21 protein-coding genes are annotated in these 22,425 nt (G+C 66.3%); 9 read left to right on the top strand and 12 right to left on the bottom strand.

The features are described from left to right. Positions 1-5: 5 nt before the first annotated feature. The 12 genes from QX070_RS09935 to QX070_RS09880 all read right to left on the bottom strand — a co-directional run bounded on the left by QX070_RS09935 (position 6) and on the right by QX070_RS09880 (position 13,695). Complete coding sequence (locus tag QX070_RS09935) at positions 6-1,097, bottom strand: hydrogenase small subunit (protein ID WP_315736707.1); 1,092 nt, start codon at positions 1,095-1,097, stop codon at positions 6-8. A gap of 233 nt (positions 1,098-1,330) precedes the next feature. Beyond that, on the bottom strand, positions 1,331-2,770 hold the full coding sequence (locus QX070_RS09930; RefSeq protein ID WP_315736706.1) for a nickel-dependent hydrogenase large subunit: 1,440 nt from the start codon (positions 2,768-2,770) through the stop codon (positions 1,331-1,333). Then, the gene (locus QX070_RS09925; protein ID WP_315737070.1) at positions 2,767-3,783 is read right to left on the bottom strand and encodes a HupU protein; all 1,017 of its coding nucleotides are present in this window, start codon (positions 3,781-3,783) and stop codon (positions 2,767-2,769) included. The genes QX070_RS09930 and QX070_RS09925 overlap by 4 nt, the downstream gene beginning before the upstream one ends. A gap of 15 nt (positions 3,784-3,798) precedes the next feature. Beyond that, the gene (locus QX070_RS09920; RefSeq protein WP_315736705.1) at positions 3,799-4,920 is read right to left on the bottom strand and encodes a HoxN/HupN/NixA family nickel/cobalt transporter; all 1,122 of its coding nucleotides are present in this window, start codon (positions 4,918-4,920) and stop codon (positions 3,799-3,801) included. A 171-nt stretch (positions 4,921-5,091) separates the two neighbouring features. After that, entirely contained in the window at positions 5,092-6,408 is a 1,317-nt protein-coding gene (locus QX070_RS09915) for a trypsin-like serine protease (protein ID WP_315736704.1), read from the bottom strand. A gap of 145 nt (positions 6,409-6,553) precedes the next feature. Beyond that, a complete protein-coding gene (phoB, locus tag QX070_RS09910; protein WP_315713503.1) occupies positions 6,554-7,261 on the bottom strand; it encodes a phosphate regulon transcriptional regulator PhoB in 708 nt (235 codons plus the stop codon). Positions 7,262-7,277: 16 nt separating this feature from the next. Continuing rightward, positions 7,278-7,994 (bottom strand): phosphate signaling complex protein PhoU, encoded by a 717-nt coding sequence (gene phoU / locus QX070_RS09905; protein ID WP_315736702.1) that lies wholly within the window; start codon positions 7,992-7,994, stop codon positions 7,278-7,280. A gap of 30 nt (positions 7,995-8,024) precedes the next feature. Beyond that, positions 8,025-8,846, bottom strand: a complete 822-nt coding sequence (gene pstB, locus QX070_RS09900; protein ID WP_315713505.1) for a phosphate ABC transporter ATP-binding protein PstB — start codon at positions 8,844-8,846, stop codon at positions 8,025-8,027. Next, positions 8,843-9,724, bottom strand: a complete 882-nt coding sequence (pstA, locus tag QX070_RS09895; RefSeq protein WP_315736701.1) for a phosphate ABC transporter permease PstA — start codon at positions 9,722-9,724, stop codon at positions 8,843-8,845. Before pstA ends, pstB begins: the two co-directional genes overlap by 4 nt. 3 nt (positions 9,725-9,727) lie before the next feature. Continuing rightward, on the bottom strand, positions 9,728-10,726 hold the full coding sequence (gene pstC, locus QX070_RS09890) for a phosphate ABC transporter permease subunit PstC (protein ID WP_315736700.1): 999 nt from the start codon (positions 10,724-10,726) through the stop codon (positions 9,728-9,730). A gap of 96 nt (positions 10,727-10,822) precedes the next feature. Continuing rightward, on the bottom strand, positions 10,823-11,833 hold the full coding sequence (gene pstS / locus QX070_RS09885; protein ID WP_315736698.1) for a phosphate ABC transporter substrate-binding protein PstS: 1,011 nt from the start codon (positions 11,831-11,833) through the stop codon (positions 10,823-10,825). A 932-nt stretch (positions 11,834-12,765) separates the two neighbouring features. Then, positions 12,766-13,695, bottom strand: a complete 930-nt coding sequence (locus tag QX070_RS09880) for a LysR family transcriptional regulator (RefSeq protein ID WP_315736697.1) — start codon at positions 13,693-13,695, stop codon at positions 12,766-12,768. Between the two features lie 104 nt (positions 13,696-13,799). Between QX070_RS09880 and QX070_RS09875 the strand changes: the two genes are divergently transcribed. The 9 genes from QX070_RS09875 to QX070_RS09835 all read left to right on the top strand — a co-directional run bounded on the left by QX070_RS09875 (position 13,800) and on the right by QX070_RS09835 (position 22,260). Then, entirely contained in the window at positions 13,800-14,120 is a 321-nt protein-coding gene (locus QX070_RS09875) for a Dabb family protein (RefSeq protein WP_315736696.1), read from the top strand. Positions 14,121-14,204: 84 nt separating this feature from the next. Next, on the top strand, positions 14,205-15,104 hold the full coding sequence (locus QX070_RS09870) for an NAD(P)-dependent oxidoreductase (protein ID WP_315736695.1): 900 nt from the start codon (positions 14,205-14,207) through the stop codon (positions 15,102-15,104). 13 nt (positions 15,105-15,117) lie between these two features. After that, on the top strand, positions 15,118-16,002 hold the full coding sequence (locus QX070_RS09865; protein WP_315736694.1) for an intradiol ring-cleavage dioxygenase: 885 nt from the start codon (positions 15,118-15,120) through the stop codon (positions 16,000-16,002). A 64-nt stretch (positions 16,003-16,066) separates the two neighbouring features. Further along, positions 16,067-17,461 carry an FAD-linked oxidase C-terminal domain-containing protein gene (locus QX070_RS09860; RefSeq protein WP_315737067.1) on the top strand — a complete coding sequence of 465 codons (1,395 nt, stop codon included), beginning with the start codon at positions 16,067-16,069 and terminating at the stop codon, positions 17,459-17,461. Continuing rightward, entirely contained in the window at positions 17,458-18,975 is a 1,518-nt protein-coding gene (locus QX070_RS09855; RefSeq protein WP_315736693.1) for a sugar ABC transporter ATP-binding protein, read from the top strand. Before QX070_RS09860 ends, QX070_RS09855 begins: the two co-directional genes overlap by 4 nt. Beyond that, the gene (locus QX070_RS09850; protein ID WP_315736692.1) at positions 18,968-19,918 is read left to right on the top strand and encodes an ABC transporter permease; all 951 of its coding nucleotides are present in this window, start codon (positions 18,968-18,970) and stop codon (positions 19,916-19,918) included. Before QX070_RS09855 ends, QX070_RS09850 begins: the two co-directional genes overlap by 8 nt. Beyond that, the gene (locus QX070_RS09845) at positions 19,915-20,892 is read left to right on the top strand and encodes an ABC transporter permease (protein WP_315736690.1); all 978 of its coding nucleotides are present in this window, start codon (positions 19,915-19,917) and stop codon (positions 20,890-20,892) included. Before QX070_RS09850 ends, QX070_RS09845 begins: the two co-directional genes overlap by 4 nt. A 39-nt stretch (positions 20,893-20,931) precedes the next feature. Next, entirely contained in the window at positions 20,932-21,906 is a 975-nt protein-coding gene (locus QX070_RS09840; protein WP_315736688.1) for a sugar ABC transporter substrate-binding protein, read from the top strand. A gap of 66 nt (positions 21,907-21,972) precedes the next feature. Further along, positions 21,973-22,260: a YciI family protein gene (locus QX070_RS09835; RefSeq protein WP_315736687.1), complete on the top strand. Its 288-nt coding sequence runs from the start codon at positions 21,973-21,975 to the stop codon at positions 22,258-22,260. The last annotated feature ends 165 nt before the right edge of the window (positions 22,261-22,425 follow it).

The raw sequence follows: 22,425 nt of genomic DNA, 5'->3' as shown, positions 1-22,425 counted from the left end.
TGCGATCAATGATCTTGTTTGGCGTCGTCGCGCTTGGTGGCGAGCCGTTTCACGGCCGTCACCGCCGCATGCGCCGCGACCGCTGCGCCCACCGTGCCCGCGGCCACCATGCCGACCTGGTCGGCGTTGTGCTCGATGCCGAACTGCTTGATGTTGGTGAGGCGGTCGTAGAACGAGCCCTTGTCCCAGAAGCCGTCCTCGGAGCAGCCGATGCAGCCGTGACCGGACTGGATCGGGAACGACACGCCGCCGTTCCAGCGCACCGTCGAGCAGGCATTGTAGGTGGTCGGGCCCTTGCAGCCCATCTTGTAGAGGCAGTAGCCCTTGCGCGCGGCCTCGTCGTCCCACTCCTCGACGAACTGGCCAGCGTCGAAATGCGGTCGGCGATAGCACTTGTCGTGGATACGCTGTGAGTAGAACATCTTCGGCCGGCCCTGGCGGTCGAGCTCCGGCAGCTTGCCGAAGGTGGTGATGAAGGTGACGACGCCGGTCATGACTTCCGCGATCGGCGGGCAGCCCGGCACCTTGATGATCGGCTTGTTGGTGATGACCTTGTCGATCGGGGTCGCCTGCGTCGGATTGGGCTTTGCCGCCTGCACACAGCCCCAGGAGGCACAGGCGCCCCAGGCGATGATCGCCATGGCGTCCTCGGCCATCATCTTCAGCTTCTCGACGAACGGCTTGCCGCCGTCGATGCAGAACATGCCACCTTCGTTCAGCGGCGGATTGCCTTCGACCGCAAGAATGTACTGTCCCTTGTACTTCGCACGCGTCTCGTCGAGGATGGCCTCCGCCTGGTGGCCGGCCGCCGCCATGATGGTGTCGTCATAGTCGAGCGAGATCATCGACAGCACGGCATCCTTCACCAGCGGATGCGCCGAGCGGATGAAGCTCTCCGAGCAGCACGTGCACTCCAGCCCGTGCATCCAGATGACCGGCGTGCGCGGCTTGGTTTCGAGCGCATTGGCGATGCGGCTCGCCGCGACCGGGCCGAGGCCGAGGCTCGTCGCGGTCAGGCTGCAGAATTTGTGAAAGCTGCGCCGCGTGATGCCCTGACGCCTGATGACGCTGTAAAAGGTTTCCGTTGCCGCGCCCATGAGTCCTCCCCTGACATCGCGTTGGCGATCATCTGATCGCGTTCTGGCGAGAAGGACAGCAAGATGCGGGCCAGCATCATTGCTGGATTTGAATCATAATGATTTCAGATGCTTGAGGCGGTGCGATCGCAGCGACGGAGCCTTCGGTGGTGGATCGCGCGCGACAATCGGAAATCACGCGCTTTGCACCGACAATCTTGTTTCCGCTTGCCGCCTGCCTGTGTGCAGCGCGCTCAATGCGCCGTGCAGACCATGCAGGGATCGAACGACCGCACCACGTGCTGGATGCCGACCGCACGCGCGCCGGCATCGCCGACCTCGGTGCCGACGAGCGCCTGCTCGAGCGGGCCCGCAACGCCGTTGGCGTCGCGCGGCGAAAAATTCCAGCTCGTCGGCGCGATGATCTGATAACGCTCGATCCGGCCGGAGCGCACTGCGAGCCAGTGGCCGAGGCTGCCGCGCGCAGCTTCCACGAGCCCGACGAAATTGCCGTCGACCGCGCTGGCGCTGTTTTCGCAAAACGGCTCGTTGAGACGCAATGCCTTGATCCAGTGCTCGATCGACAGCGCGAGCTGCGCGGTTTCGATCAGCCGGGCGATGACACGATTGCGGACATTGCTGCGACCGCTCGCGAGCAGCGCGGTGACCAACGGCTGACCGTCGATGGCCTGCCTTGCGAGAGCGCCGACCTCGACCGGTTCTCCCGCGAGACGCGGCGCCTTGCACCAGCTATAGGCGTCGGCTTTGTCGGCATCGGGCACGGTGCGGCTCTCGGACGGATCGAGCGACGTATCGTGCATCCAGGCGTGCGAGACGTCCTCGGTGATGCCGTCCGACGGCAAAGCCTGGACCTCGCCACTGCTCGTGCGGACGCCAGCGCGAAAACGAGCTCCATTGAAGTCGTGATACGCGCCGAAGCTCATCAAGAGACCTGGTCCGCTGCCGAGGTCGGCCAGCGCGAGCGCATCGGCCAGCCGAAGGAAATGCGCGAAGTCGCCGGCTCGGCCCTCGCGCCAACGGTCGAGTTCGTCCGGCGTCGACAAGGCGAGCACGTTCTCCAACTTGTCGGCGAACAGGACGCGCTCAAGGAAACCGCGAAACGACGCCGCGATCGCGCTGAGCCGCACGCGCTCGCCGAGCTCGATCGCGCGGGTCGTCCCGCCTGGCTGGAAGGCGAGACTGTGCGGCCATTTGCCGGCGATCAGGCCCATGATCTCCAGCAGTCGCGCGCGCGCCGGCAGCGCATCGCGGGCAGCGCTGCCCTTCGTCGCCGCGAAACGTTCGGCCGCGGCCGAATGCCAAGCGTGCGAGGCATAAGCATCGCGGGCGAAGTCCGGCATGAAGAAGATGTAGAAATGCGTCAGATGATCCGCCGCGTTCTCGGCCGCGTGCGCGATGTTGCTCGCGAGGATGCCGTTTGGTGCTGCCGCAATGCCCATGGCCTGGCGCAACGCCGCGGCGGCCGCGATCGATTGCGACACGGAGCAGATGCCGCAGATGCGCGGCGCGATCACCAGGGCGTCGAGCGGCGGCCGGCCCTCAAGGATCTGCTCGAAACCCCGATAGAGCGGCGCCGTCACCTCCGCCCGCGCGACGCGGCCGCTCTCGATATCGAGCCTGACCTCGAGATCGCCTTCGACACGATTGAACGGTCCGACCGTGATCCGCGTCATGGACGGCGCTTGTCGCCGGAACGGCCCGGCGGCACCACGACATGATCGGCCGTCGCATTGAGTCGGACGCGGCGCGGCGTGGCCGATTTCGACAGCGCTGCGAGCGCGACGAACCAGGCTTTCGGCATGTCGGTGGGAAGGCCGACGGGGATGCCGGCGAGCTTCGCCGTCTCCAGATAGTTCTGCGCGCTCTCGAAGCCCGGCGAGGTGCAGGCGATGCAGGCATAACCGCCCTTGGTGCAGGAGCCGCCGCCGTTCCACGAGCGCTGATTGCAGTCGCCGACCGCCTGCGTTGCGCGGCAGCCGAGATGCTCCATCAGGCAACCGCGCTCTGACATCGCTTCCGCACTCGCCTTGAACTCGTAGAACTCGTTGCGTGAGCAGCCGTGATGAGCGAGGTGGTTGGCGATGAAGGTCGGACGGCCGACTGTGTCGAGGCCGTCTGCCGTCAGATCGCCCGAGGTAAGCGCCAGCAGGCTCTCCATCATCCAGCCCGGATGCGGCGCACAGCCTGCGACGTTGATCACCGGCAGCCCGCGTTTCGAGCGGAAGGCCGCGCCAAGCGCGCCGCCGATATCGCTGCCCTCGAACTGCAGTCCGACCGCATCGGTCGGATTGATGCCAGCCGCGGGAATGCCGCCATAGGCGGCGCAGCTGCCGACGGCAACGACGTAGTCGGCCAGCGGCGCCAGATCGAGCAGCCAGTGATAGATCGAGCGGTTGGTGCCGGCGAGCATGTTGAAGCGGCCGGTCAGACCAGGTCCGCGCGCCACCGAGCCTTCGAGCACCAGCAGATCGAGCCGCTCGCGACCGTCGCGGATCGCCTCCAACAGCTCCACCACCTCGTCCCCGGTCTGCTCGCTGACGGAGGGATGCCATACCAGATCGATGCCGGATTGGCGCAATTCGTCGAACCAGCCGGACGCGCCGCTTTCCAGGATCGACATCGTGCAGCCGCCGCAGCTCGCGCCCTGCAGCCACAGCATCCTGATCGTTCCCTCCGAGCCGACCATCATGAGGCCCCGCTCCTAGCCCGTCTTATGCGTTCCGCTTCGTATCGCCGGCGGGTTTAGCGCCCCCGCACGAACGCTGGCAAGCGCTTCGCCGGGCGTCGCCTCGGAACCGCGCTGACTGCGACCGAGCAGCATGGCGACCGCCCAGATCAGTCCGAACACGCCGATCGCGACGAGCCCGAGATTGGCGACGTCGCCGCCCAGCGCGGTGGCGACGTCAGCCCATCCCCCCGTCAGGCCAAGCCGCGGCGCCAACAGCGTGAACGCCTCGAAGCTGCCGATCACCAGCGCGATGGCAACGGATGCGCCGGTGATCACGAGGTTATAGCGCAGCTTGCGTGCGGGATCGGTCAGCGCCCAGCGATAGGCGCCGACCATCAGCATGCTGTCGGCGGTGTCGACGGTGGCCATCGCAGCCGCGAACAGCGCCGGGAATACCAGCACATGGGCGAGGCTCGCGCCGCGCGCAGCCTCGGTCGCCGACAGGCTGAGAAGCCCGATCTCGCTCGCGGTGTCGAAGCCGAGACCGAACAGGAAGCCGAGCGGATACATGTGCCAGGCGCGTCCCACCAGGCGGAGCACGGGGCGCAGCAGGCGGATGAGGATGCCCCGTCCGCTGTTTCCGGCTGTTTCCATCTCGGACTGCGGCTGTGCGGCGCGGCGCCAGAGGTTCACGAACAGAATGAGGTTCGCCAACGCGATAAGCAGCAGGAAGCCGGCCGATACCGACGTGCCGATGACGCCGCCGATCGCCCTGATCGCACTCTCTTCATCCAGGAGGTCGGCGCCGGCGATGAGGCTCACGACGATGGTGGCGATGACGACGACGCTGGAATGGCCGAGCGCAAAATAGAGGCCGGCGGCGCGCGGAGGGTTACCGTCCTGCACCAGCTTCCGCACGACGTTGTCGATGGCCGCGATGTGATCCGCATCGACCGCATGGCGCAGCCCGAGCAGCCAGGCCAGCATCGCGGTGCCGACGATGGCGGGCCGGTCGGCGTAGAGCGCGAATGCCCAGGCCCAGGCGAGCGCGTTGGCCGCGACCAGCCCGCCGACGAGCGCAACGTTGCGGCCGGGCTGCGACCGCCACCACAGCAGCCGCGCGGCCCGAGGATGATCAATTGGAACAATCGTCATACTCGGACTATAGCAAGAGCTAGGCCAGTTCGGTAAAGGCCCCGCTGCAGGCGAAAGCTGCAGGAAAACCTGGGTGGCGCTTCCCGGACCGCCCTCTCGCTTGGCAACCCGCTATCCAGTCACGCACAGATCATGACCAGCGGCGGGACCTCGTCTCTCTCGCTCCTTCCCTCACCGCGCCGAGGCACTCTGCGCCGCGATCTCGCGGCGCACGACCGCCTCGAACTGGCTCGCGGGGGCGGCGAACATCAGCCGGGTCTCCTCGTGGAACGCCGAGAAGATGCCGACCACGGCCGGCTCCCCGCCGACCTCGGCCAGGATCGGCGAGCCCGAATAGCCGAAATTGGCCAGGCAATGCACTGTCAACAGCCGGGCATCCCCGGTCATGCCGGCGCTGCAATTGCGCTGGCCGGTCGGCGAATAGCGCCGCTCCTGGCCATAGCCGATCTCGGAGATGGTTCCGGCCGTGGTCGCAGCCGCGAGCTCCTCGCGGGTCAGCGCCTTGACCGCCACCGGCTTCGACGGCAGCGCATCCTTCAGCACGATCAGCGCCCAATCGGCGGGCGAGCGGTCGAGCGACCATCTGTCGTGCCGGGTCGGGACGAAATCGGGCGCCACGATCAGCTTGTCGGCGACCGACGATGCCGCCGGCGTGCCACGGTTCATGCCGGCCAGGAAGCGGACATTGCCGGGGCTGACCTGCGCCACGCCGTTGAAGACGCAATGCGCGGCGGTGAGCACGACGCGCGGCGCCACCAGGGTGCCGGTGCACCAGCCGCCGCTCGAGTATTGCGCGACGGTGACGACGCCGATCGACGACGCCGGCCAGGAGGTGGGATCGACGACCTCGCCGATGTGGCGATCGAGCCCGAGCAATTGCTCCGGACGCGGAGTGGCAATGCCCGCATCCGCCGATTCCGGTTTCGGCTGCCAGGACGCAATGGCGCTCTGGGCCTGGACGCGCTGCGGCTCGGTCAACCTGACCCGCTGCACGTCGCGGCCGGCCGATCGCACGCCACTACGGCCCGCCATCACCAGCCAGGCATAGCCCTGCACGACGTCCTGTTTCACACCGCGGCCGTCGAGCAGCATCAGGCCGAGCATGTATTGCGACTGGGCGAAGCCCTGCGCCGCGGCGCGGCTGAACCAGCGACTGGCTTCGCCGTAGTTGGAGGCAACACCCTCGCCATTGACGTAGGCGATGCCGAGATAATGTTGCGCGACGGCGAGCCCCTGATCGGCGGCCTTGCGGTACCAGGCCAGCGCCTCGCTCGGATTACGCGGCACGCCCCAGCCGAACGCCTGCATGAAGCCGACGTCGAACTGCGCCCGCGCATCGCCCTTGGCGGCCAGCGGCAGCAGCCGTCGCATCGCCGCCGCATGCTGCCCGTTGCCTGCCGCCGCGACCGCGTCCTCGAGCTCGGCGGCCGGGGCGCCCGCCAAGCTGCCGAGCAGCATGACAAGAGATATGATGATGGTCTTGATCAAGGGCGTCCGCTGGGACCGAAACATCGTGACGGGCCACGAAGCAGACACGATCAAGACGGCGGCGGCGTGGCGGAAAGCGGACCGCGATCTCCTCAATCGGGCCCGCTCGCGCCTCACACCTTCTTCATCCTCACGCCCATCGCCCTTACACCTGCTCGCTCTTGGCGAAGCGATCATCGAGCGCATAACCGGCGCCGCGCACGGTGCGGATCGGGTCCTGCTCGCGGCCGGGATTGAGCAGCTTGCGCAGGCGGCCGATATGGACGTCGACGGTGCGCTCGTCGATGTAGATGTCGCGGCCCCAAACGCTGTCGAGCAGCTGTTCGCGGCTGAACACGCGGCCGGGGTGCTCGAGGAAGAATTCGAGCAGGCGGTATTCGGTCGGGCCGAGATCGATCGGCCGCCCCGAGCGCGCCACGCGGCGTTTCTCGCGGTCGAGCTCGATGTCGCCATAGGACAGCACGGTCGCCAGCCGCTCCGGGCTCGCCCGCCGCAGCAGGCCTTTCACGCGCGCCAGGAGCTCCGGCACCGAGAACGGCTTGACGATGTAGTCGTCGGCGCCGGTGGCGAGTCCGCGCACGCGCTCGCTCTCCTCGCCGCGCGCCGTCAGCATGATGATCGGCAATTGCCGGGTCTCGGTCCGCGCGCGCAGGCGGCGGCACAGCTCGATGCCGGAGAGGCCCGGCAGCATCCAGTCGAGCACGACGAGATCCGGAACGCGCTCCTTCAGCCGCGTGTCGGCCTCGTCGCCGCGCGCCACGGTCTCGACCTCGTAGCCTTCGGCCTCGAGGTTGTAGCGCAGCAGCGTCGTCAGCGCCTCCTCGTCCTCCACCACCAGAATTCGGGCGCCCATGTCTGAACCGTCTCTCTTAGTTACCGGGAATCGTCGTCGCGAAGCTCGTCATGTCGCCCTTCGGGCGCTTGTCCATGATCTGCTGGCCTTCGATCATATAGAATACAGTCTCGGCGATGTTGGTCGCGTGATCGCCGATGCGCTCGATGTTCTTGGCGCAGAACATCAGGTGGATGCAGAACGAGATGTTGCGCGGATCCTCCATCATGTAGGTCAGGAGCTCGCGGAACAGCGAGGTGCAGATGGCGTCGACTTCCTCGTCGCCCTTCCACACCGTCATCGCCGCCGGCAGGTCATGCGCGGCATAGGCGTCCAGCACCGTCTTGACCTGCGACTGCACCAGATCGGTCATGTGCTCGAGGCCGCGGATCAGCTTCAGCGGATGGAAGTCGCTCTCCAGCGCCGCGACGCGCTTGCCGATGTTCTTGGCGAGGTCGCCGATGCGCTCCAGATCGGTCGCCACGCGCATCGCGCCGACGATCTCGCGCAGGTCGACCGCCATCGGCTGGCGACGGGCGATCGTGAGCACGGCGCGCTCCTCGATGATGCGCTGCAGCTTGTCGACCTCGGCGTCGGTGGCGACCACCTTCTGGCCGAGCGCGATGTCGCGCCGCACCAGCGCATCGACGGAATCGACGATCAGCCGCTCCGCGAGGCCGCCCATCTCCGATACCAGACGGGTCAGGTCCTGCAGATCGCTGTCGAACGCCTTGGCGGTATGTTCACTGGCCATGATGATCTCCTGAAGGCAATGTCGTCGGCGTCAGCCGAACCGGCCGGTGATGTAATCCTGGGTCCGCCGATCACTCGGCGAAGTGAAGATCTTGCTGGTGTCGTCGAACTCGATCAGCTCGCCGAGATACATGAAGGCGGTCTTGTCGGAGACGCGCGCCGCCTGCTGCATGTTATGCGTCACGATGGCGATCGTATAGTTTTCGGCCAGCTCCTGGATCAGCTCCTCGACCTTGGCGGTCGAGATCGGATCGAGCGCCGAGCACGGCTCGTCGAACAAGATCACCTCCGGCCGGACCGCCACGGTGCGCGCGATGCACAGCCGCTGCTGCTGGCCGCCGGACAGCGACAGGCCCGAGGCGTTGAGCTTGTCCTTGACCTCGTTCCACAACGCGCCGCCGCGCAGCGCCTTCTCGACCCGGTCGTCCATCTCCGACTTCGAGATCTTCTCATAGAGGCGGATGCCGAAGGCGATGTTTTCGTAGATCGTCATCGGGAACGGCGTCGGCTTCTGGAACACCATGCCGACCCGGGCGCGCAGCAGATTCAGATCGAGCTTGGGATCGAGGATGTTGGTGTTGTCGAGCATCAGCTGCCCGGTCGCCCGCTGGCCCGGATAGAGATCGTACATCCGGTTGAAGATGCGCAGCAGCGTGGACTTGCCGCAGCCGGACGGGCCGATGAACGCGGTGACGCGGTTGGTGCCCAGCGACAGGTTGATGTTCTTCAGCGCGTGATGGTCGCCGTAGTAGAAGTTGAGGTTGCGCGCGGTCACCTTGGCCGGCGCATCCGGAAGCGCCTTGCCGTGAAGAGCGTGATTGGGCTGACTGACGGAGACGGACAGTTCGGTCATTTGGTGTTCCTCTCGGCGCCAAGAATGCGTGCACCGATGTTCAGGGCGAGCACGGCCAGAGTGATGAGAAGGGCTCCGCTCCAGGCCAGTTGCTTCCAGTAGGCATAAGGGCTCTGGACGAAATTGTTGATGGTGACGGGCAGGTTCGCCATCGTCCTGGAAAGGTTGAGGCTCCAGAACTGGTTCGACAGCGCGGTGAACAGCAGAGGCGCGGTCTCGCCGGCGACGCGGGCGGTGGCAAGCAGCACGCCGGTGATGAGGCCCGAGCGCGCCGCCCGATAGGCGATGCGGCGGATCACCAGCGAGCGCGGCAGGCCGAGCGCAGACGCCGCCTCGCGCAGCGGGTTGGGCACGAGCAGCAGCATGTCCTCGGTGGTGCGCAGCACCACCGGGATCACGATGACCGCCAATGCAAGGGAACCCGCGAGTGCCGAGAAGCCGCCCATCGGCACCACGACCGCACCATAGATGAACAGGCCGATGATGATCGAGGGCGCCGACAGCAGGATGTCGTTGATGAAGCGGATCACCGAGGTCAGGCGGTCGTTGCGGCCGTATTCGGCGAGATAGGTGCCGGCGAACAGGCCGAGCGGCGCGCCGATGCCGACGCCGATGATCGTCATGATCAAGGAGCCGACGATGGCGTTGCGCAGGCCGCCTTCGCTGGAGCCGGGTGGCGGCGTGTCGGCGGCAAAAACCTGCAGGCTGAGGCCGGCGAGTCCGTTATAGAACAGCGTGAACAGGATCAGCGCCAGCCAGGTGACGCCGAACATCGCGGCGGCGACGCAGAGGCCGCGGATCACGATGTCCCTGCGGCGCCGGCGCGCATAGATCGGATTGACCGGCGCATCGAGTGTAAGCGTATCAGCGCTGGACATGGCTTATTTTCCCGCCTTGGCTTCGAGCCGCATGAGCATCAGCCGCGCGCTCGCCAGCACGAAGAAGGTGAGCACGAACAGCAGCAGGCCGAGCAGGATCAGGCTCGACTGGTGCAGCCCGTCGCTCTCCTGGAATTCGGAGGCGATGGCGGCCGAGATCGTGGTGCCCGGCGCGAAGATCGAGGATGAGATCCGGAACGAGTTGCCGATGATGAAGGTCACCGCCATCGTTTCGCCGAGCGCACGGCCCAGCGCCAGCATGACGCCGCCGATGACGCCGACGCGGGTGTAGGGAATGACGACGCTGCGCACGACCTCCCAGGTGGTGCAGCCGACCCCGTAAGCGGCTTCCTTCAGCACCGGCGGGACGGTCTTGAACACGTCGACCGAGATCGAGGTGATGAACGGCAACACCATGATCGCCAGGATCAGCGAGGCGTTGAACAGGCTGAGATAGGACGGCGGACCGGCGAAGATGTCCTGCAGCACGGGGATGCCGGCGCAGAGATTGATCATGAACGGCTGGAACGTATAGGCCAGGAACGGCCCCAGCACGAAGAAGCCCCACATGCCGTAGATGATCGACGGAATGCCGGCGAGCAGCTCGATGGCAAGTCCGATCGGACGGCGCAGCCATTGCGGGCACAGCTCGGTGAGGAAGATCGCAATGCCCAGACCGACCGGAATGGCGATCAGCATCGCAATGAAGGACGTGACCAAGGTGCCGTAGATAGGGCCGAGCGCACCGAGCACCGGCGGATCGGCCGACGGCGCCCAGCGCCGCGTCCACAGGAATTCGAAGCCATATTCTCTCATGGCCGGCCATGCGCCGACGATGAGCGACAGGATGATGCCGCCCAGGATCAACAGGACGGAGATCGCGGACAGCCGCGTGATCCAATAGAAGGTCACGTCGCCGAGCTTGAAGGCGTTGAGCGCGCGTGCCCGGTCATAGGGTCCGGCAGCGGCCGCGATATCGCTGACTTCGGTCTGAACCGCCATCTCTGCCAATTCTGCCCCCTGTTCCTTGGACACGCCGCAACCCCGGTAGCGTCCCTCCCCCGGAGGCCGGGAGAGGGGATTTTCGATACGTCCAGCTCAGCTCTTGATGTCGGCCGACCAGGTCTTCTCGATCAGCTTCACGACGCTGTCGGGCATCGGGATGTAGTCGAGCTCCTCAGCCATCTTGCCGCCCTTCTCGAACGACCACTTGAAGAACTTGATGGCTTCGCCGGACGCCGCCTTGTCGGCCGGCTCCTTGTGCATCAGGATAAAGGTCGCCGCCGTCATCGGCCAGGACTTGTCGCCGGGCTGGTTGGCGAGGATCACGTAGTAGCCGGGAGCCTTGGCCCAGTCGGCATTCGCGGCCGCGGCCTGGAAGGCCTCGACGGTCGGCTGCACGGTCTTGCCGGCCTTGTTCATCATGCCGGTGTAGGTGAGCTTGTTCTGCTTGGCATAGGCGTACTCGACATAGCCGATCGAGTTCTTGGTCTGGCCGATGTTGCCGGACACACCCTCGTTGCCCTTGGCGCCGACACCGACCGGCCACTCGACGGCGGTGTTGAAGCCGATCTTGCTCTTCCAGTCGGCGCTCACCTCGGAGAGGTAGTAGGTGAAGTTGAAGGTCGTGCCCGAGCCGTCGGAGCGGCGGACCACGGCGATCGCATCGGACGGCAGCTTGACGCTGGGGTTGAGCTTCTTGATCGCGGCGTCATCCCACTTGGTGATCTTGCCGAGATAGATGTTGGCGAGCGTCTCGCCGTCCAGCACCATCTCGCCCGGCTTCACGCCCTCGAGGTTGACGACCGGCACGATGCCGCCCATCACCATCGGCCACTGCACCAGGCCGTCCTTCTCGAGCTGCTCGGCCTTGAGCGGCGCGTCGGTGGCGCCGAAGGTCACGGTCTTGGCCTGGATCTGCTTGATGCCGCCGCCAGAACCGATCGACTGGTAGTTCAGACCGTTGCCGGTCTCCTTCTTGTAGGCGTCCGCCCACTTGGAATAGATCGGGAACGGGAACGTCGCGCCCGCACCGGTAATGTCGGCAGCGAAGGCCGACGTCGATGCGGCGACCAAGCCGGCAGCGACGATAGCTTTGACGAAATTCATAGCTGGTCTCCATGCTTGGGAAGCGAAGCGCCATCTGCGCCCGATTGCGCTTCCCCGGCCGCTTTACGGGGCCTCAGTGTGGCTTTTATAAAGGTTCGATGACAGTCGGATGACAGTCACAAGCCGTTGATAAGTATTGATCTTTCGATCCAAATCCGAATTTCTACGGGCCAACCGACATATTGCGGCGGGCTGCGGCACCTCGCGTCCGTGCGAGCGTCGCTCCCCCCCCCGGGGACAGACCATCACCGCCGTCATCGCCCGCGCGGGCGGGCGAACCAGCATACCACCGGCGGCCATGATCCGCCGAGACGCCGCGGCGTACTGGATGCCCGTCTGCGCCCTGGGGTTATGGGTCCCGGATCGGCGCGCTGTGCGCGCTTGTCCGGGACGACACCGGGGATTGGGTTGGCGACATGAGCAGCCATGGAGATGAGCGCGTGCGTTCCCGCGGCCTACGAGGCCCGAGGTGTGGGTTCGTCGTGTCCCTCCTGATCATGAGAGGGCGCGAGGAAGGCCGGACCTCGGCTGAGGCCCGTGGCCCGCCTGCTCAAAAGAATGCAGGCGGCAGGTACCACAGGTACAGCCGGACAGACCCGGCCTTCCCCGCGCGACGGTGTTAACGGTGTCCTTCGTGCTCTCCCTGGGGATCGGCGTTCTTGCCCCCATCGCCCGCGCGTGCCGTCAAGCAACGACCACGGACTTGACCTCAGCGTCGAGAGGCCAGGACCACACGACTTCGCCGTCCGCGCCGCCTGCGCTCGTCTGGCACAGCCGTCACGTCCATCGCAGCCCACCTCCACGTTCGTGACGACGCGTACGTCCCTCTGCTCGAGGCGGGATGCACGCAGGAGACCATGATTTCCGAAAAATAGCAAGGTAATTATTTTTCTCAGAACATGATCCGCCCTCCCCCGCACGCGGGCATCGGCTCAATCCGGCTTGGGCGGCTCGATCCAGATCCCCGGGTCGGAATGGGTCCGGATGTGATCGACGAGGAAATCGGCGAACACCCTGATCTTGGCCGGCAGCCTGACGCGGTTCTGGTAGGCGATGTTCATCGTCAAGAGCGGCAGCTCCCAGTCGAGCAGGACCGGCACCAGCCGGCCGGCCAGAATGTCGCTCTGCACGATGTAGAGCGGCTGGATCAGGATGCCGAGCCCGGCAAGCGCGGCGCCCTTGATCACCTGGCCGTCATTGCTGTCGAGCGTCGGCGCGATCCGAATGCTCTGGGCTGTCGTGCCGTTGCGCAGGGACAGGGAATACGGATCATTGGCAAGATTGTAGATCAGCATGTCGTGGCGCACCAGATCGCCGGGAACGACGGGACAGCCACGGCTCGCGAGATAGGACGGCGCGGCCGCCAGCACGCGCCGCATCTGCCCGATGCGGCGAACGACGATGCCCGAGTCCGGCTCATGCTCGCGGGTGCGGATCGCCACGTCGATGCCCGCCTCGATGAAATCCGGGTAGCGGTTGGCGGCGATGATCTGCAGGCTCAGCTTTGGATACATCGCGCGAAACGCCGGCAGCATCGGCGCGAGATAGATCGTCGCGAACGACAGCGAGCTGGTGACGCGCAGCATGCCCTGCGGCGACAGCGCGCGGTCGCTGACGGCGTCCTCGGCCTCGGCCAGCTCGTTGAGCAGCGGGCCGCAGCGCTGCAGCAGCTCCTGCCCGGCTTCGGTCAGCCAGAGCCGGCGCGTGTTGCGCTCGATCAGGCGCACCGCGAGCCGTTCCTCCAGCGCGCTGAGATGCCGGCTCGCCGCGGCGTTGGACATCCGCAAGGACTCGGCGGCCTTGGACAGGCTGCCCAGCTCGGCCGTCTTGGAAAACACCTCGAGTTGGAGCAGACGGTCCATTGTTACGCTGAGCGGAAAACAGAGTTACAATTTTTGTCCTTTATTTCCATTTCCTGCAAGGCAAAATCGTCAGACAAGAACAAGCACAGGTGAGGGACGCACGAATGACGGGGCCGATCAGGCACATCGTGATGTGGCGGCTGCGCGCCGAGACGGCTGCCGAGCGCGCCGCGGCCCGGCTCAAGGTCAAGACCCTGTTCGAGAGTTTGAAAGGCCGGATCGACGGCCTGACCCACATCGAGGTCGGTCTCGATGTCAGCGACGTCGACTATGCCTGCGACGTCGTCCTGTTCTCCGAATTCGCCAGCAGCGCCGCATTGAAGGCCTATGCGTCGCATCCGGAGCACCTGCGCGTCCGCGACGAGCTCGGCGACCTCAGGATCGGCCGCTTCCAGGTCGACTATCCCGTGGCGACCGGCACGTGACCGGCCCCCTCACGTCGACGAACCTGCGAGGCAGTATCGCGTCGCCACAGGCGCAGCAAATGAAGCAATCGGCGGACCTCACCCATGTCACTTCCTGACAAGCGCCTCGCCTTCATCGGCATCGGCAAGATCGGCCTGCCGATCGCGGCGCGGCTCGCCAAGGCCGGCCATGACGTCACGGCGTTCGATCCCAACGCCGCCCGGCTCGACGAGGCACGTGCGCTCGGCATGGCCGCCGCGTCGTCCGCTGCCGAGGCGGTGCGCGACCATGCCGTCGTCATCTCGTCACTGCCCGACGATACCGCACTGCGCGCGGCGATGCTGGACAGCGGCGGACTGATCGCGGCCATGGCGCCGGGCGCGATCCTGATCGAGACCAGCACCGTGGGTGTCGACGCGTCGAGCGCGGTCGCGGCCGCCGCGAGCGCTCGCGACGTCGCCTATCTGCGCACGCCGATCTCCGGCAATGCCAGCATCGCCCACACCGGCGAGCTGACGTGCTTCGTGTCCGGTCCAAGAGAGGCGTTCACCCTGATCACGCCGGTGCTGGCCGGCTTCACGCGCGCGCAGACCTATCTGGGCGCGGCGGAAGAGGCGCGCTACGCCAAGCTCGCCGTCAACCTGATGATCGCGACGACGGCGGCGATGATGGCCGAAAGCCTCGCCCTCGCACGCAAGGGCGGCATCGCCTGGCCCGACATTCTGAAGGTGCTGCATGACAGCGCAGTCGCCTCGCCGATGGTGAAGTACAAGACCGCGCCGCTGCTGGCGCGCGACTTTGCCGCGACGTTCTCCTGCGCGCAGATGGCCAAGGATCTCGATCTGATTCTCGGCGCCGGCCATGCCGTCGGCGTGCCGCTGCAGCTCGCGGCGCAGGTCCGTGAGACCTATGGCGCGCTGATCGCGTCAGGCGATGCCGACACCGACTTCCTCGCCACCGTCCGGCATGTCGAGCGGCTGTCCGGGCTCGGCGAGCCTCTCTGAAAGGAGCCGCGTCTTGCGCAACTTCAACGAGACCACGATCACAGATGCCGTGCTCGAACGCCTGGCGGGCGCGCGTGATGCGCGGATCAAACAGGTCAGCGAGGCGCTGGTGCGGCATCTCCATGCCTTCGTGCGCGAGGTCCGTCCGACCCAGCAGGAATGGGAATACGGCATCGACTTCCTGACCCGCACCGGCCAGATGTGCGACGACAAGCGCCAGGAGTTCATCCTGCTGTCGGATACGCTCGGCGTTTCGATGCTGGTCGACGCCATCAATCATCCGGTGCCGGAAGGCGCCACCGAGACCACGGTGCTCGGCCCCTTCTTCGTCCAGGCGGCGCCGGAACGCGCCAACGGCGACGATATCGCGGGACCGATGAAAGGCGATCCGCTGCTGGTGACCGGCTCGGTGTCGAGCGCGGACGGCGCGCCGCTGGCAGGCGCCGTGGTCGACGTCTGGCACTCCGACGACGATGGCTACTATGACGTGCAGCGGCTCGAGCAGATCGGCGATCTCGCCATGCGCGCGCGCTTCCACACCGACGCCGACGGCCGCTTCCATTTCTGGTCGATCAAGCCCGCGGCCTATCCGATCCCCAACGACGGGCCGGTCGGCGACATGCTGGCAGCGCAGGGCCGGCATCCGTGGCGGCCGGCGCATGTGCATTTCATGATCTCGGCGCCGGGCTTCGAGCGGCTGGTGACGCATGTGTTCGTCGCCGGCGACCAGTATCTCGATTCCGACGTCGTGTTCGGCGTCAAGGACAGCCTGATCCGCGACTTCACGCGCTGCCCGCCGGGCCGTGCGCCAGATGGCCGCATGGTGACGGACGGATATTTTCATCTCAATTATGATTTCGGCCTGAAACGGCTTGCGGAGCGCGCCAATCAGGTTTGAGCTGAGCGGGCGACAAGGACCGTCAAGAGTCCTGTCATCGACGAGAATGCGGACGGGAGGAATGATGGAGTTGCGGGTCGGCACCGGTGCATTGGCCGAGCGGCTTTCGAACCTGATCGGGCCGCGCGCGAGTCTCGCGCGGGGCGTGCGGGATCAACACGGCCGGAGCGAGTCGTACTATCCGGCGATGCCGCCCGACATCGTCGTGTTTCCGGAGACGACGCAGGAGGTCGCCGCCATCGTCAGGCTGTGCGCCAAGGCTGCCACGCCGATCGTGCCGTTCGGCGCCGGCACGTCGCTCGAAGGCAACGCTGCGGCTGTCGCGGGTGGGGTCTGTTTCGACTTCGCCCGCATGAACAAGGTGCTGGCCGTGCATGACGCCGACATGGACGTCGTGGTGCAGCCCGGCATCACCCGCAAGCAGCTCAATGCCGAGCTGCGCGGCAGCGGCCTGTTCTTTCCGATCGATCCCGGGGCCGATGCCTCGATCGGCGGCATGAGTTCGACCCGCGCCTCCGGGACCATGGCCGTGCGCTACGGCACCATGAAGGACAACGTCCTCGCATTGGAGGTGGTTCTGGCCGACGGCCGGGTGATCCGCACCGCGAAGCGTGCGCGCAAATCCGCCGCCGGCTACGACCTGACACGGCTGTTCGTCGGATCGGAGGGGACGCTCGGCGTGATCACCGAGATCACGCTGAAGCTGCATCCCCTGCCCCAGGCGATCTCGGCCGCAACCTGCAGCTTCCCGACTTTGCACGACGCGGTCGACACAGCGATCGCGCTGATCCAGTCGGCCGTCCCCGCCGCCCGCATCGAGCTCGTCGATGACGTCATGATGCGCGGCATCAATGCCTATGCGAAGCTCGGCTATCGGGAAGCCCCGACGCTGTTCCTGGAATTTCACGGCTCTGATGCCGCCGTCGCCGAGCAGGCGCAGACGGCGGAGGCGATCGCGATCGAGCATGGCGGCCGAGGCTTCGCCTCGGCCAAGGCCGCCGAGGATCGCAGCCGGCTCTGGCACGCCCGCGACAATACGCTCTACGCCGGCCTCGGCCTGCGCCCCGGCGCCCGCGCCGTCATCACCGATGTCTGCGTGCCGATCTCCCGGCTGGCCGAATGCCTGACCGAAACGCGCCGGGACGCCGACGCCAACGGCTTCCTCGCACCGATCGTCGGCCATGTCGGCGACGGCAATTTCCACATGCTGATCCTGATCGATCCAACTGATGAGCACGAGCTGGCCGGCGCCAAGGCGCTGCAGTCGCGCATGGTGGCGCGCGCGATCGCGATGGACGGCACCTGCACCGGCGAGCACGGCATCGGCCTCGGCAAGGTCGACTATCTCCGGGACGAGCTCGGCGAAGCCGTCGCGGTGATGCGCGCCATCAAGGCCGCGCTCGATCCGGATGGCCTGATGAATCCGGGCAAGATCTTCGCCGCCGGAGCGCAGGCATGAGCGCCGCAGCCGCCATCGCATCTCCATCGCCGCTGCTGGAGCTGCGCGGCATCAGCAAGGAGTTTCCGGGCGTCAAGGCGCTGGATGATGTGTCGTTCACGATCCACCCGGGCGAAGTCCACATGCTGCTCGGCGAGAACGGCGCCGGCAAATCCAGCCTGATGAAGATCCTGTGCGGCGCCTATAGCGCCGATGCGGGTGAGGTCTATTACAAGGGTAAGAAGGTTGCGATCACCTCGACGGCCGATGCGCAAGACCTCGGCATCGCCGTGATCTTCCAGGAATTCTCGCTGGTGCCGTTCCTCGACATCGCGCAGAACATCTATCTCGGCCGCGAGCCGAAAGGCCGCCTGCCCGGCACCATCGACCGCCGCAGGATCCTGGCCGACGCCAAGCGCGTGCTCGACAGCATCGGCTTCGACATCGATCCTTCTGTCATCGTCGACACGCTCGGCGTCGCACAGCAGCAGATGGTCGAGATTGCGAAAGCGATCAGCCAGAATGCGCGTATCCTGGTGATGGACGAGCCGACGGCGGCGCTGTCCGACCGCGAGGCGGAGCTGCTGTTCGCGCTGATCAGGCGGCTCAAGGCGGACGGCGTGGCGATCATCTACATCTCGCACCGCATGGCCGAGGTGTTCGCGCTCGGCGACCGCATCACCGTGCTGCGCGACGGCCGCCGCATCGGCGATGTCAGCCCCGCCGACGTCACGCCCGACCAACTCGTGCGCATGATGGTCGGGCGCAATATCGACACGAGCTATCCGCGCCATTTCGCGGAAACGCCGGGCGAGCTCGTGCTCGAGGTCAAGGGACTGAGCGCGCCGACCGGGATCGCCGACATCAACATCGAGGTGCGGCGCGGCGAGATCGTCGGCCTGTGCGGCCTCGTCGGCTCCGGACGCACCGAGGTGGCGCGCGCGATCTTCGGCGCCGATCCGGTCAGCGCCGGCGAGATCATCTTCGACGGCGAGCCGATCTCGGGCGAGCCCGACATCGCGGCCCGCCGCGGCATCGCGCTGATCCCCGAGAGCCGCAAGAGCGAGGGCCTGGCGCTGCTGCGCTCGGTCGGCGACAACCTCGTCGTGTCGGCGCTGAAGAAGCTGTTTCCCAGTGGCCTCTACGATCCGCGCGGCGCGCAGCGCACCGCGGACGGGCTGATCCGGCAATTGCGGATCGCGACGCCGAATGCGCGGCAGACGGTCGGCCTGCTCTCCGGCGGCAACCAGCAGAAGGTCGTGATCGGCAAATGGCTGGCGGCCGGCGCCAAGCTGTTCATCTTCGACGAGCCGACGCGCGGCATCGACGTCGGCGCCAAATCCGAGATCTTCGCGCTGATCGACCGGCTGGTCGCCGAGGGCGCCGCCGCGCTGATGATCTCGTCCGAGCAGATCGAGATCTGCCACGTCTGCGACCGCGCCTATGTCATGCGCGAGGGCCGCATCGCCGGACACCTGGCGCGCGGCGAGCTGACCGAGGAGAATATCGTGCGACTGGGGATGCATGATGAGTGACGCCGCCGTCGTTTCGCCGATCCGCTCGCTGCAGCGCATCCCGGGCGTGGCGATCGTCCTGGTGCTGCTGATCGCGCTGTTCGGCGCGATCGCGCCAGGCTTCCCGTCGGCCGCGAACCTCTCCAACGTGCTGGTGCAGTCGACGATCCTGACCATGCTCGCGCTGCCGATGACCCTGATCATCATGACCGAAGGGCTCGACCTCTCGATGGGCGCGGTGCTGACGCTGACCTCGCTCTGCGTCGCCATCGTCTCGCTCGCGACCAAGTCCGTGCTGCTGGGCCTCGGCGCCGCGGTGCTGGTCGGCGCGGCGTTCGGCACCGTCAATGGCTGGCTGGTCGCGATCGTCGGGATTCCGCCGTTCGTGGCGACGCTCGCCACGCTCGGCATGGCGCAGGGCCTGTCGCTGATCGTGAGCGACGGCCAGAGCGTGGTCGGCATTCCCCACGGCGTGCGCGACATCTACTCGGCCTCCGTGCTCGGCATCCCCGTGCCGATCCTCATGGGGCTCGCGACCTACGCGGTGTTTCACGGCCTGCTGTATCACACCAGGTTCGGCACCTACGTCTTCGCGCTCGGCGGCAACCGTGAGGCGCTCCGCTATGCCGGCCTGTCGCCGACAAGGCTCCTGATCGCGGTCTATGCGATCGGCGGCACGATGGCGGGCATCGCCGGCCTGCTGATGACCGCGCGGATGAATTCGGGACATCCGACCGCAGGGCTCGGAATGGAGTTCGACGCCATCGCGGCGGTCGCGGTCGGCGGCACCTCGTTCGAGCGCGGCAATGGCTGGCTGCTCGGCACCGTGCTAGGCGTCGTCGCCGTCGGCGTGCTGCGCAACGGCCTCAACCTGGTGTCGCTGCCGTCCTCGGTGCAGGTCGCGAGCGTCGGCGCGCTGGTCATCGTCGCGATGTTCCTCGACGGCCTGCGGAGCCGGTCATGACCGACATCGCCAAAGAGAGCGTCTTGCCGCCGCGGTCGTTCCTGTCGCAGAACGCGGCACAGGTGTTCTACCGGCTGCTCGCCGCGCTCTTGATCTGCGCCGCGCTGACCGTGCTGAGCGACTCCTTCCTCAGCCTCGGCAACATCCTCAACGTGCTCAGGCAGGCGAGCCTGACCTTCTTCATCGCCTCCGGCCTGACCCTGGTGGTGCTGACCGCCGGCCTCGACCTGTCGGTCGGCGCCAACGTCGCGCTGTCGGCCTGTCTGGCCGGCACCGTGATCCATCAGACCGGCTCGCCGGTGCTCGGGATCGCCACGGGGCTGCTTGCGGGCGGCAGCGTCGGCTTCCTCAACGGCTTCATGGTCACGGCGCTCCGCATCCCCTCCTTCATCGCGACCTACGGCATGCTGTGGGTACTGAACGGCGTCACCTACTGGTACATGGCCGGCGAGACCATCCATGGCTTCCCGGCCGGCTTCCGCCAGATCGGCAGCGGCTATTTCCTCGGGCTGCCGATCCCGGTCTATCTGCTGCTGGTGTTCCTCGCGATCGGATCATTCTTCGCGCAACGCACCACGTGGGGCCAGGAGATCTACGCCATCGGCGCCAATCCGGTTGCGGCGCGCCTCTCCGGCATTCCGGTCGCGCGCCGGCTGCTGCTGGTCTACACCGTCTCCGGCACCATGGCCGGGCTCGCCTCCATCATCTTCCTGTCGCGGCTCAACTCCGCCGAAGCCGACATCGGCGAGAGCCTGACACTGCCGGCCATTGCCGCGGTGCTGATCGGCGGCACCTCGCTGTTCGGTGGCGTCGGCACCGTGTTCGGCACCTTCATCGGCGCCTTGATCCTGACGCTGGTGCTGAATGGCATGAACCTGCTCGCGATCAGCGCCAACTGGCAGCCGCTCGTCACCGGCATCATCGTCATCATCGCAGTCTGGCTCGACATGAAGACGCGGCGCCCGACGCAATGAGCTCATAAGCAAACTCAGAAAACGAGGGATGGAAACACCATGCAACACCGGATACCGCACAGCCTCGCGCTCGCACTCCTGATCACGGCTGTCACGACGCAGGCCCGCGCCGATGGAGAGACCATCGCCGTGTTCACCAAGAACCAGACCAATCCGTTCTTCCAGACGGTGCGGGTCGGCGCCGACAACATGGCGAAGGTGCTCAACGCCAAGATCCTGCACTACATCCCGACCAAGCCGGACTCGATCCCCGAGCAGCTCAGCCAGATCGAGGACGTCGTGGTCAAGAAGCCGAGCGCCATCGTCTTCACGCCGGTCGACTACAAGGCGATGGTGCCCGGCGTCGAGAAGGTCAACGACGCCAAGATCCCCGTCGTCAACATCACCGACCGCTCGGCGGGCGGCAAGTTCGTCTCCTTCGTCGGCGCCGACGACTACAGCCTGGGCCTCGAGACCGGCCGGTTCCTGCTCAAGACGCTCGGCGGCAAGGGCAACATCGTCATCATCGAAGGGGTCAAGGGCTCGCTGACCAATGTCGACCGCGTCCGCGGCTTCAACGACGCGCTGAAGGAGAACCCCGGCGCCAAGCTGCTGGCGTCGCAGCCCGGCAACTACCAGCGCCTGCAGGCCCTGCAGGTGATGGAGAACCTGATGCAGTCCAATGCGCAGATCGACGGCGTGCTCGCCGCCAACGATGCCATGGCCGTCGGCGCCATCGAGGCGCTGGACGGCGCCAACCGCAAGGCCCAGGTGATCGGCATCAACGGCACCAAGGAGGCGATCGACGCGATCAAGTCCGGCAAGCTGCTCGCCAGCGGCGACTACAACGGCTTCGCCCAGGGCTGCCTCGGCACCATGATGGTCGTCCGCTCGCTGCGCGGCCAGCCGGTCATCGGCGAGATCGTGCTGAAGCCGACCGTCATCACCAAGGACAACTACCAGCCGTTCGACGTTCCGCTCGAGCAGCGGACCTGCCCGACCTTCGAGGAGGCGAGCAAGCTCAGCGCGAAATAGGGTCAGCCATCAGTCCGGAAGCAGGACGGCATGCAGCCGTCCTGCTTCAACTTGCGGAGAGAATTCATGCTGTTTGCGATTCACGCGGTCGACAAGCCGGACGCGCTGCCGGTCCGGCTTGCCAATTACGATGCGCACAAGGCCTATCTCGGCGACACCGCGCGCCTGCCCGTCACCATCGTGATGTCCGGCCCGCTCGTCTCCGACGATGGGTCGACGATGATCGGAAGCCTGTTCCTGGTCGAGGCTCCCGGCCGCGCCGAGGTCGAAGCCTTCAACCGCGCCGACCCGTTCGCCGCGGCCGGCATCTGGGACAAGGTGACGATCACCGGCTTCTTGCGGCGCCAGGGTTAGTCCGACTGCGTCACGCGGATCTCAGCAGTTGCAGTTTCCGCTGTCATTCCGGGGCAATCGGCAATGCGAAGGCGCGAAGCGGCTACGCGTTGACGATTGCCCCGGAATCTCGAAATTGTCGGGTGTGGACGCAAAACAATCGCGAGATTCCGGGTTCAAGGCCCA

Source organism: Bradyrhizobium sp. SZCCHNR1093, from assembly GCF_032381175.1.
In the GTDB taxonomy this organism is placed as follows: domain Bacteria; phylum Pseudomonadota; class Alphaproteobacteria; order Rhizobiales; family Xanthobacteraceae; genus Bradyrhizobium.
This window is presented reverse-complemented; position numbering and strand designations above follow the sequence as displayed.

Bases quoted from the DNA above. Each gene is read 5' to 3' on its own strand.
- QX070_RS09935 (WP_315736707.1), bottom strand. From the start codon at position 1,097: ATGGGCGCGGCAACGGAAACCTTTTACAGCGTCATCAGGCGTCAGGGC.
- QX070_RS09930 (WP_315736706.1), bottom strand. From the start codon at position 2,770: ATGACGCGGATCACGGTCGGACCGTTCAATCGTGTCGAAGGCGATCTC.
- QX070_RS09925 (WP_315737070.1), bottom strand. From the start codon at position 3,783: ATGGTCGGCTCGGAGGGAACGATCAGGATGCTGTGGCTGCAGGGCGCG.
- QX070_RS09920 (WP_315736705.1), bottom strand. From the start codon at position 4,920: ATGACGATTGTTCCAATTGATCATCCTCGGGCCGCGCGGCTGCTGTGG.
- phoB (WP_315713503.1), bottom strand. From the start codon at position 7,261: ATGGGCGCCCGAATTCTGGTGGTGGAGGACGAGGAGGCGCTGACGACG.
- phoU (WP_315736702.1), bottom strand. From the start codon at position 7,994: ATGGCCAGTGAACATACCGCCAAGGCGTTCGACAGCGATCTGCAGGAC.
- pstB (WP_315713505.1), bottom strand. From the start codon at position 8,846: ATGACCGAACTGTCCGTCTCCGTCAGTCAGCCCAATCACGCTCTTCAC.
- pstA (WP_315736701.1), bottom strand. From the start codon at position 9,724: ATGTCCAGCGCTGATACGCTTACACTCGATGCGCCGGTCAATCCGATC.
- pstC (WP_315736700.1), bottom strand. From the start codon at position 10,726: ATGGCGGTTCAGACCGAAGTCAGCGATATCGCGGCCGCTGCCGGACCC.
- pstS (WP_315736698.1), bottom strand. From the start codon at position 11,833: ATGAATTTCGTCAAAGCTATCGTCGCTGCCGGCTTGGTCGCCGCATCG.
- QX070_RS09880 (WP_315736697.1), bottom strand. From the start codon at position 13,695: ATGGACCGTCTGCTCCAACTCGAGGTGTTTTCCAAGACGGCCGAGCTG.
- QX070_RS09875 (WP_315736696.1), top strand. From the start codon at position 13,800: ATGACGGGGCCGATCAGGCACATCGTGATGTGGCGGCTGCGCGCCGAG.
- QX070_RS09870 (WP_315736695.1), top strand. From the start codon at position 14,205: ATGTCACTTCCTGACAAGCGCCTCGCCTTCATCGGCATCGGCAAGATC.
- QX070_RS09860 (WP_315737067.1), top strand. From the start codon at position 16,067: ATGGAGTTGCGGGTCGGCACCGGTGCATTGGCCGAGCGGCTTTCGAAC.
- QX070_RS09855 (WP_315736693.1), top strand. From the start codon at position 17,458: ATGAGCGCCGCAGCCGCCATCGCATCTCCATCGCCGCTGCTGGAGCTG.
- QX070_RS09850 (WP_315736692.1), top strand. From the start codon at position 18,968: ATGAGTGACGCCGCCGTCGTTTCGCCGATCCGCTCGCTGCAGCGCATC.
- QX070_RS09845 (WP_315736690.1), top strand. From the start codon at position 19,915: ATGACCGACATCGCCAAAGAGAGCGTCTTGCCGCCGCGGTCGTTCCTG.
- QX070_RS09840 (WP_315736688.1), top strand. From the start codon at position 20,932: ATGCAACACCGGATACCGCACAGCCTCGCGCTCGCACTCCTGATCACG.
- QX070_RS09835 (WP_315736687.1), top strand. From the start codon at position 21,973: ATGCTGTTTGCGATTCACGCGGTCGACAAGCCGGACGCGCTGCCGGTC.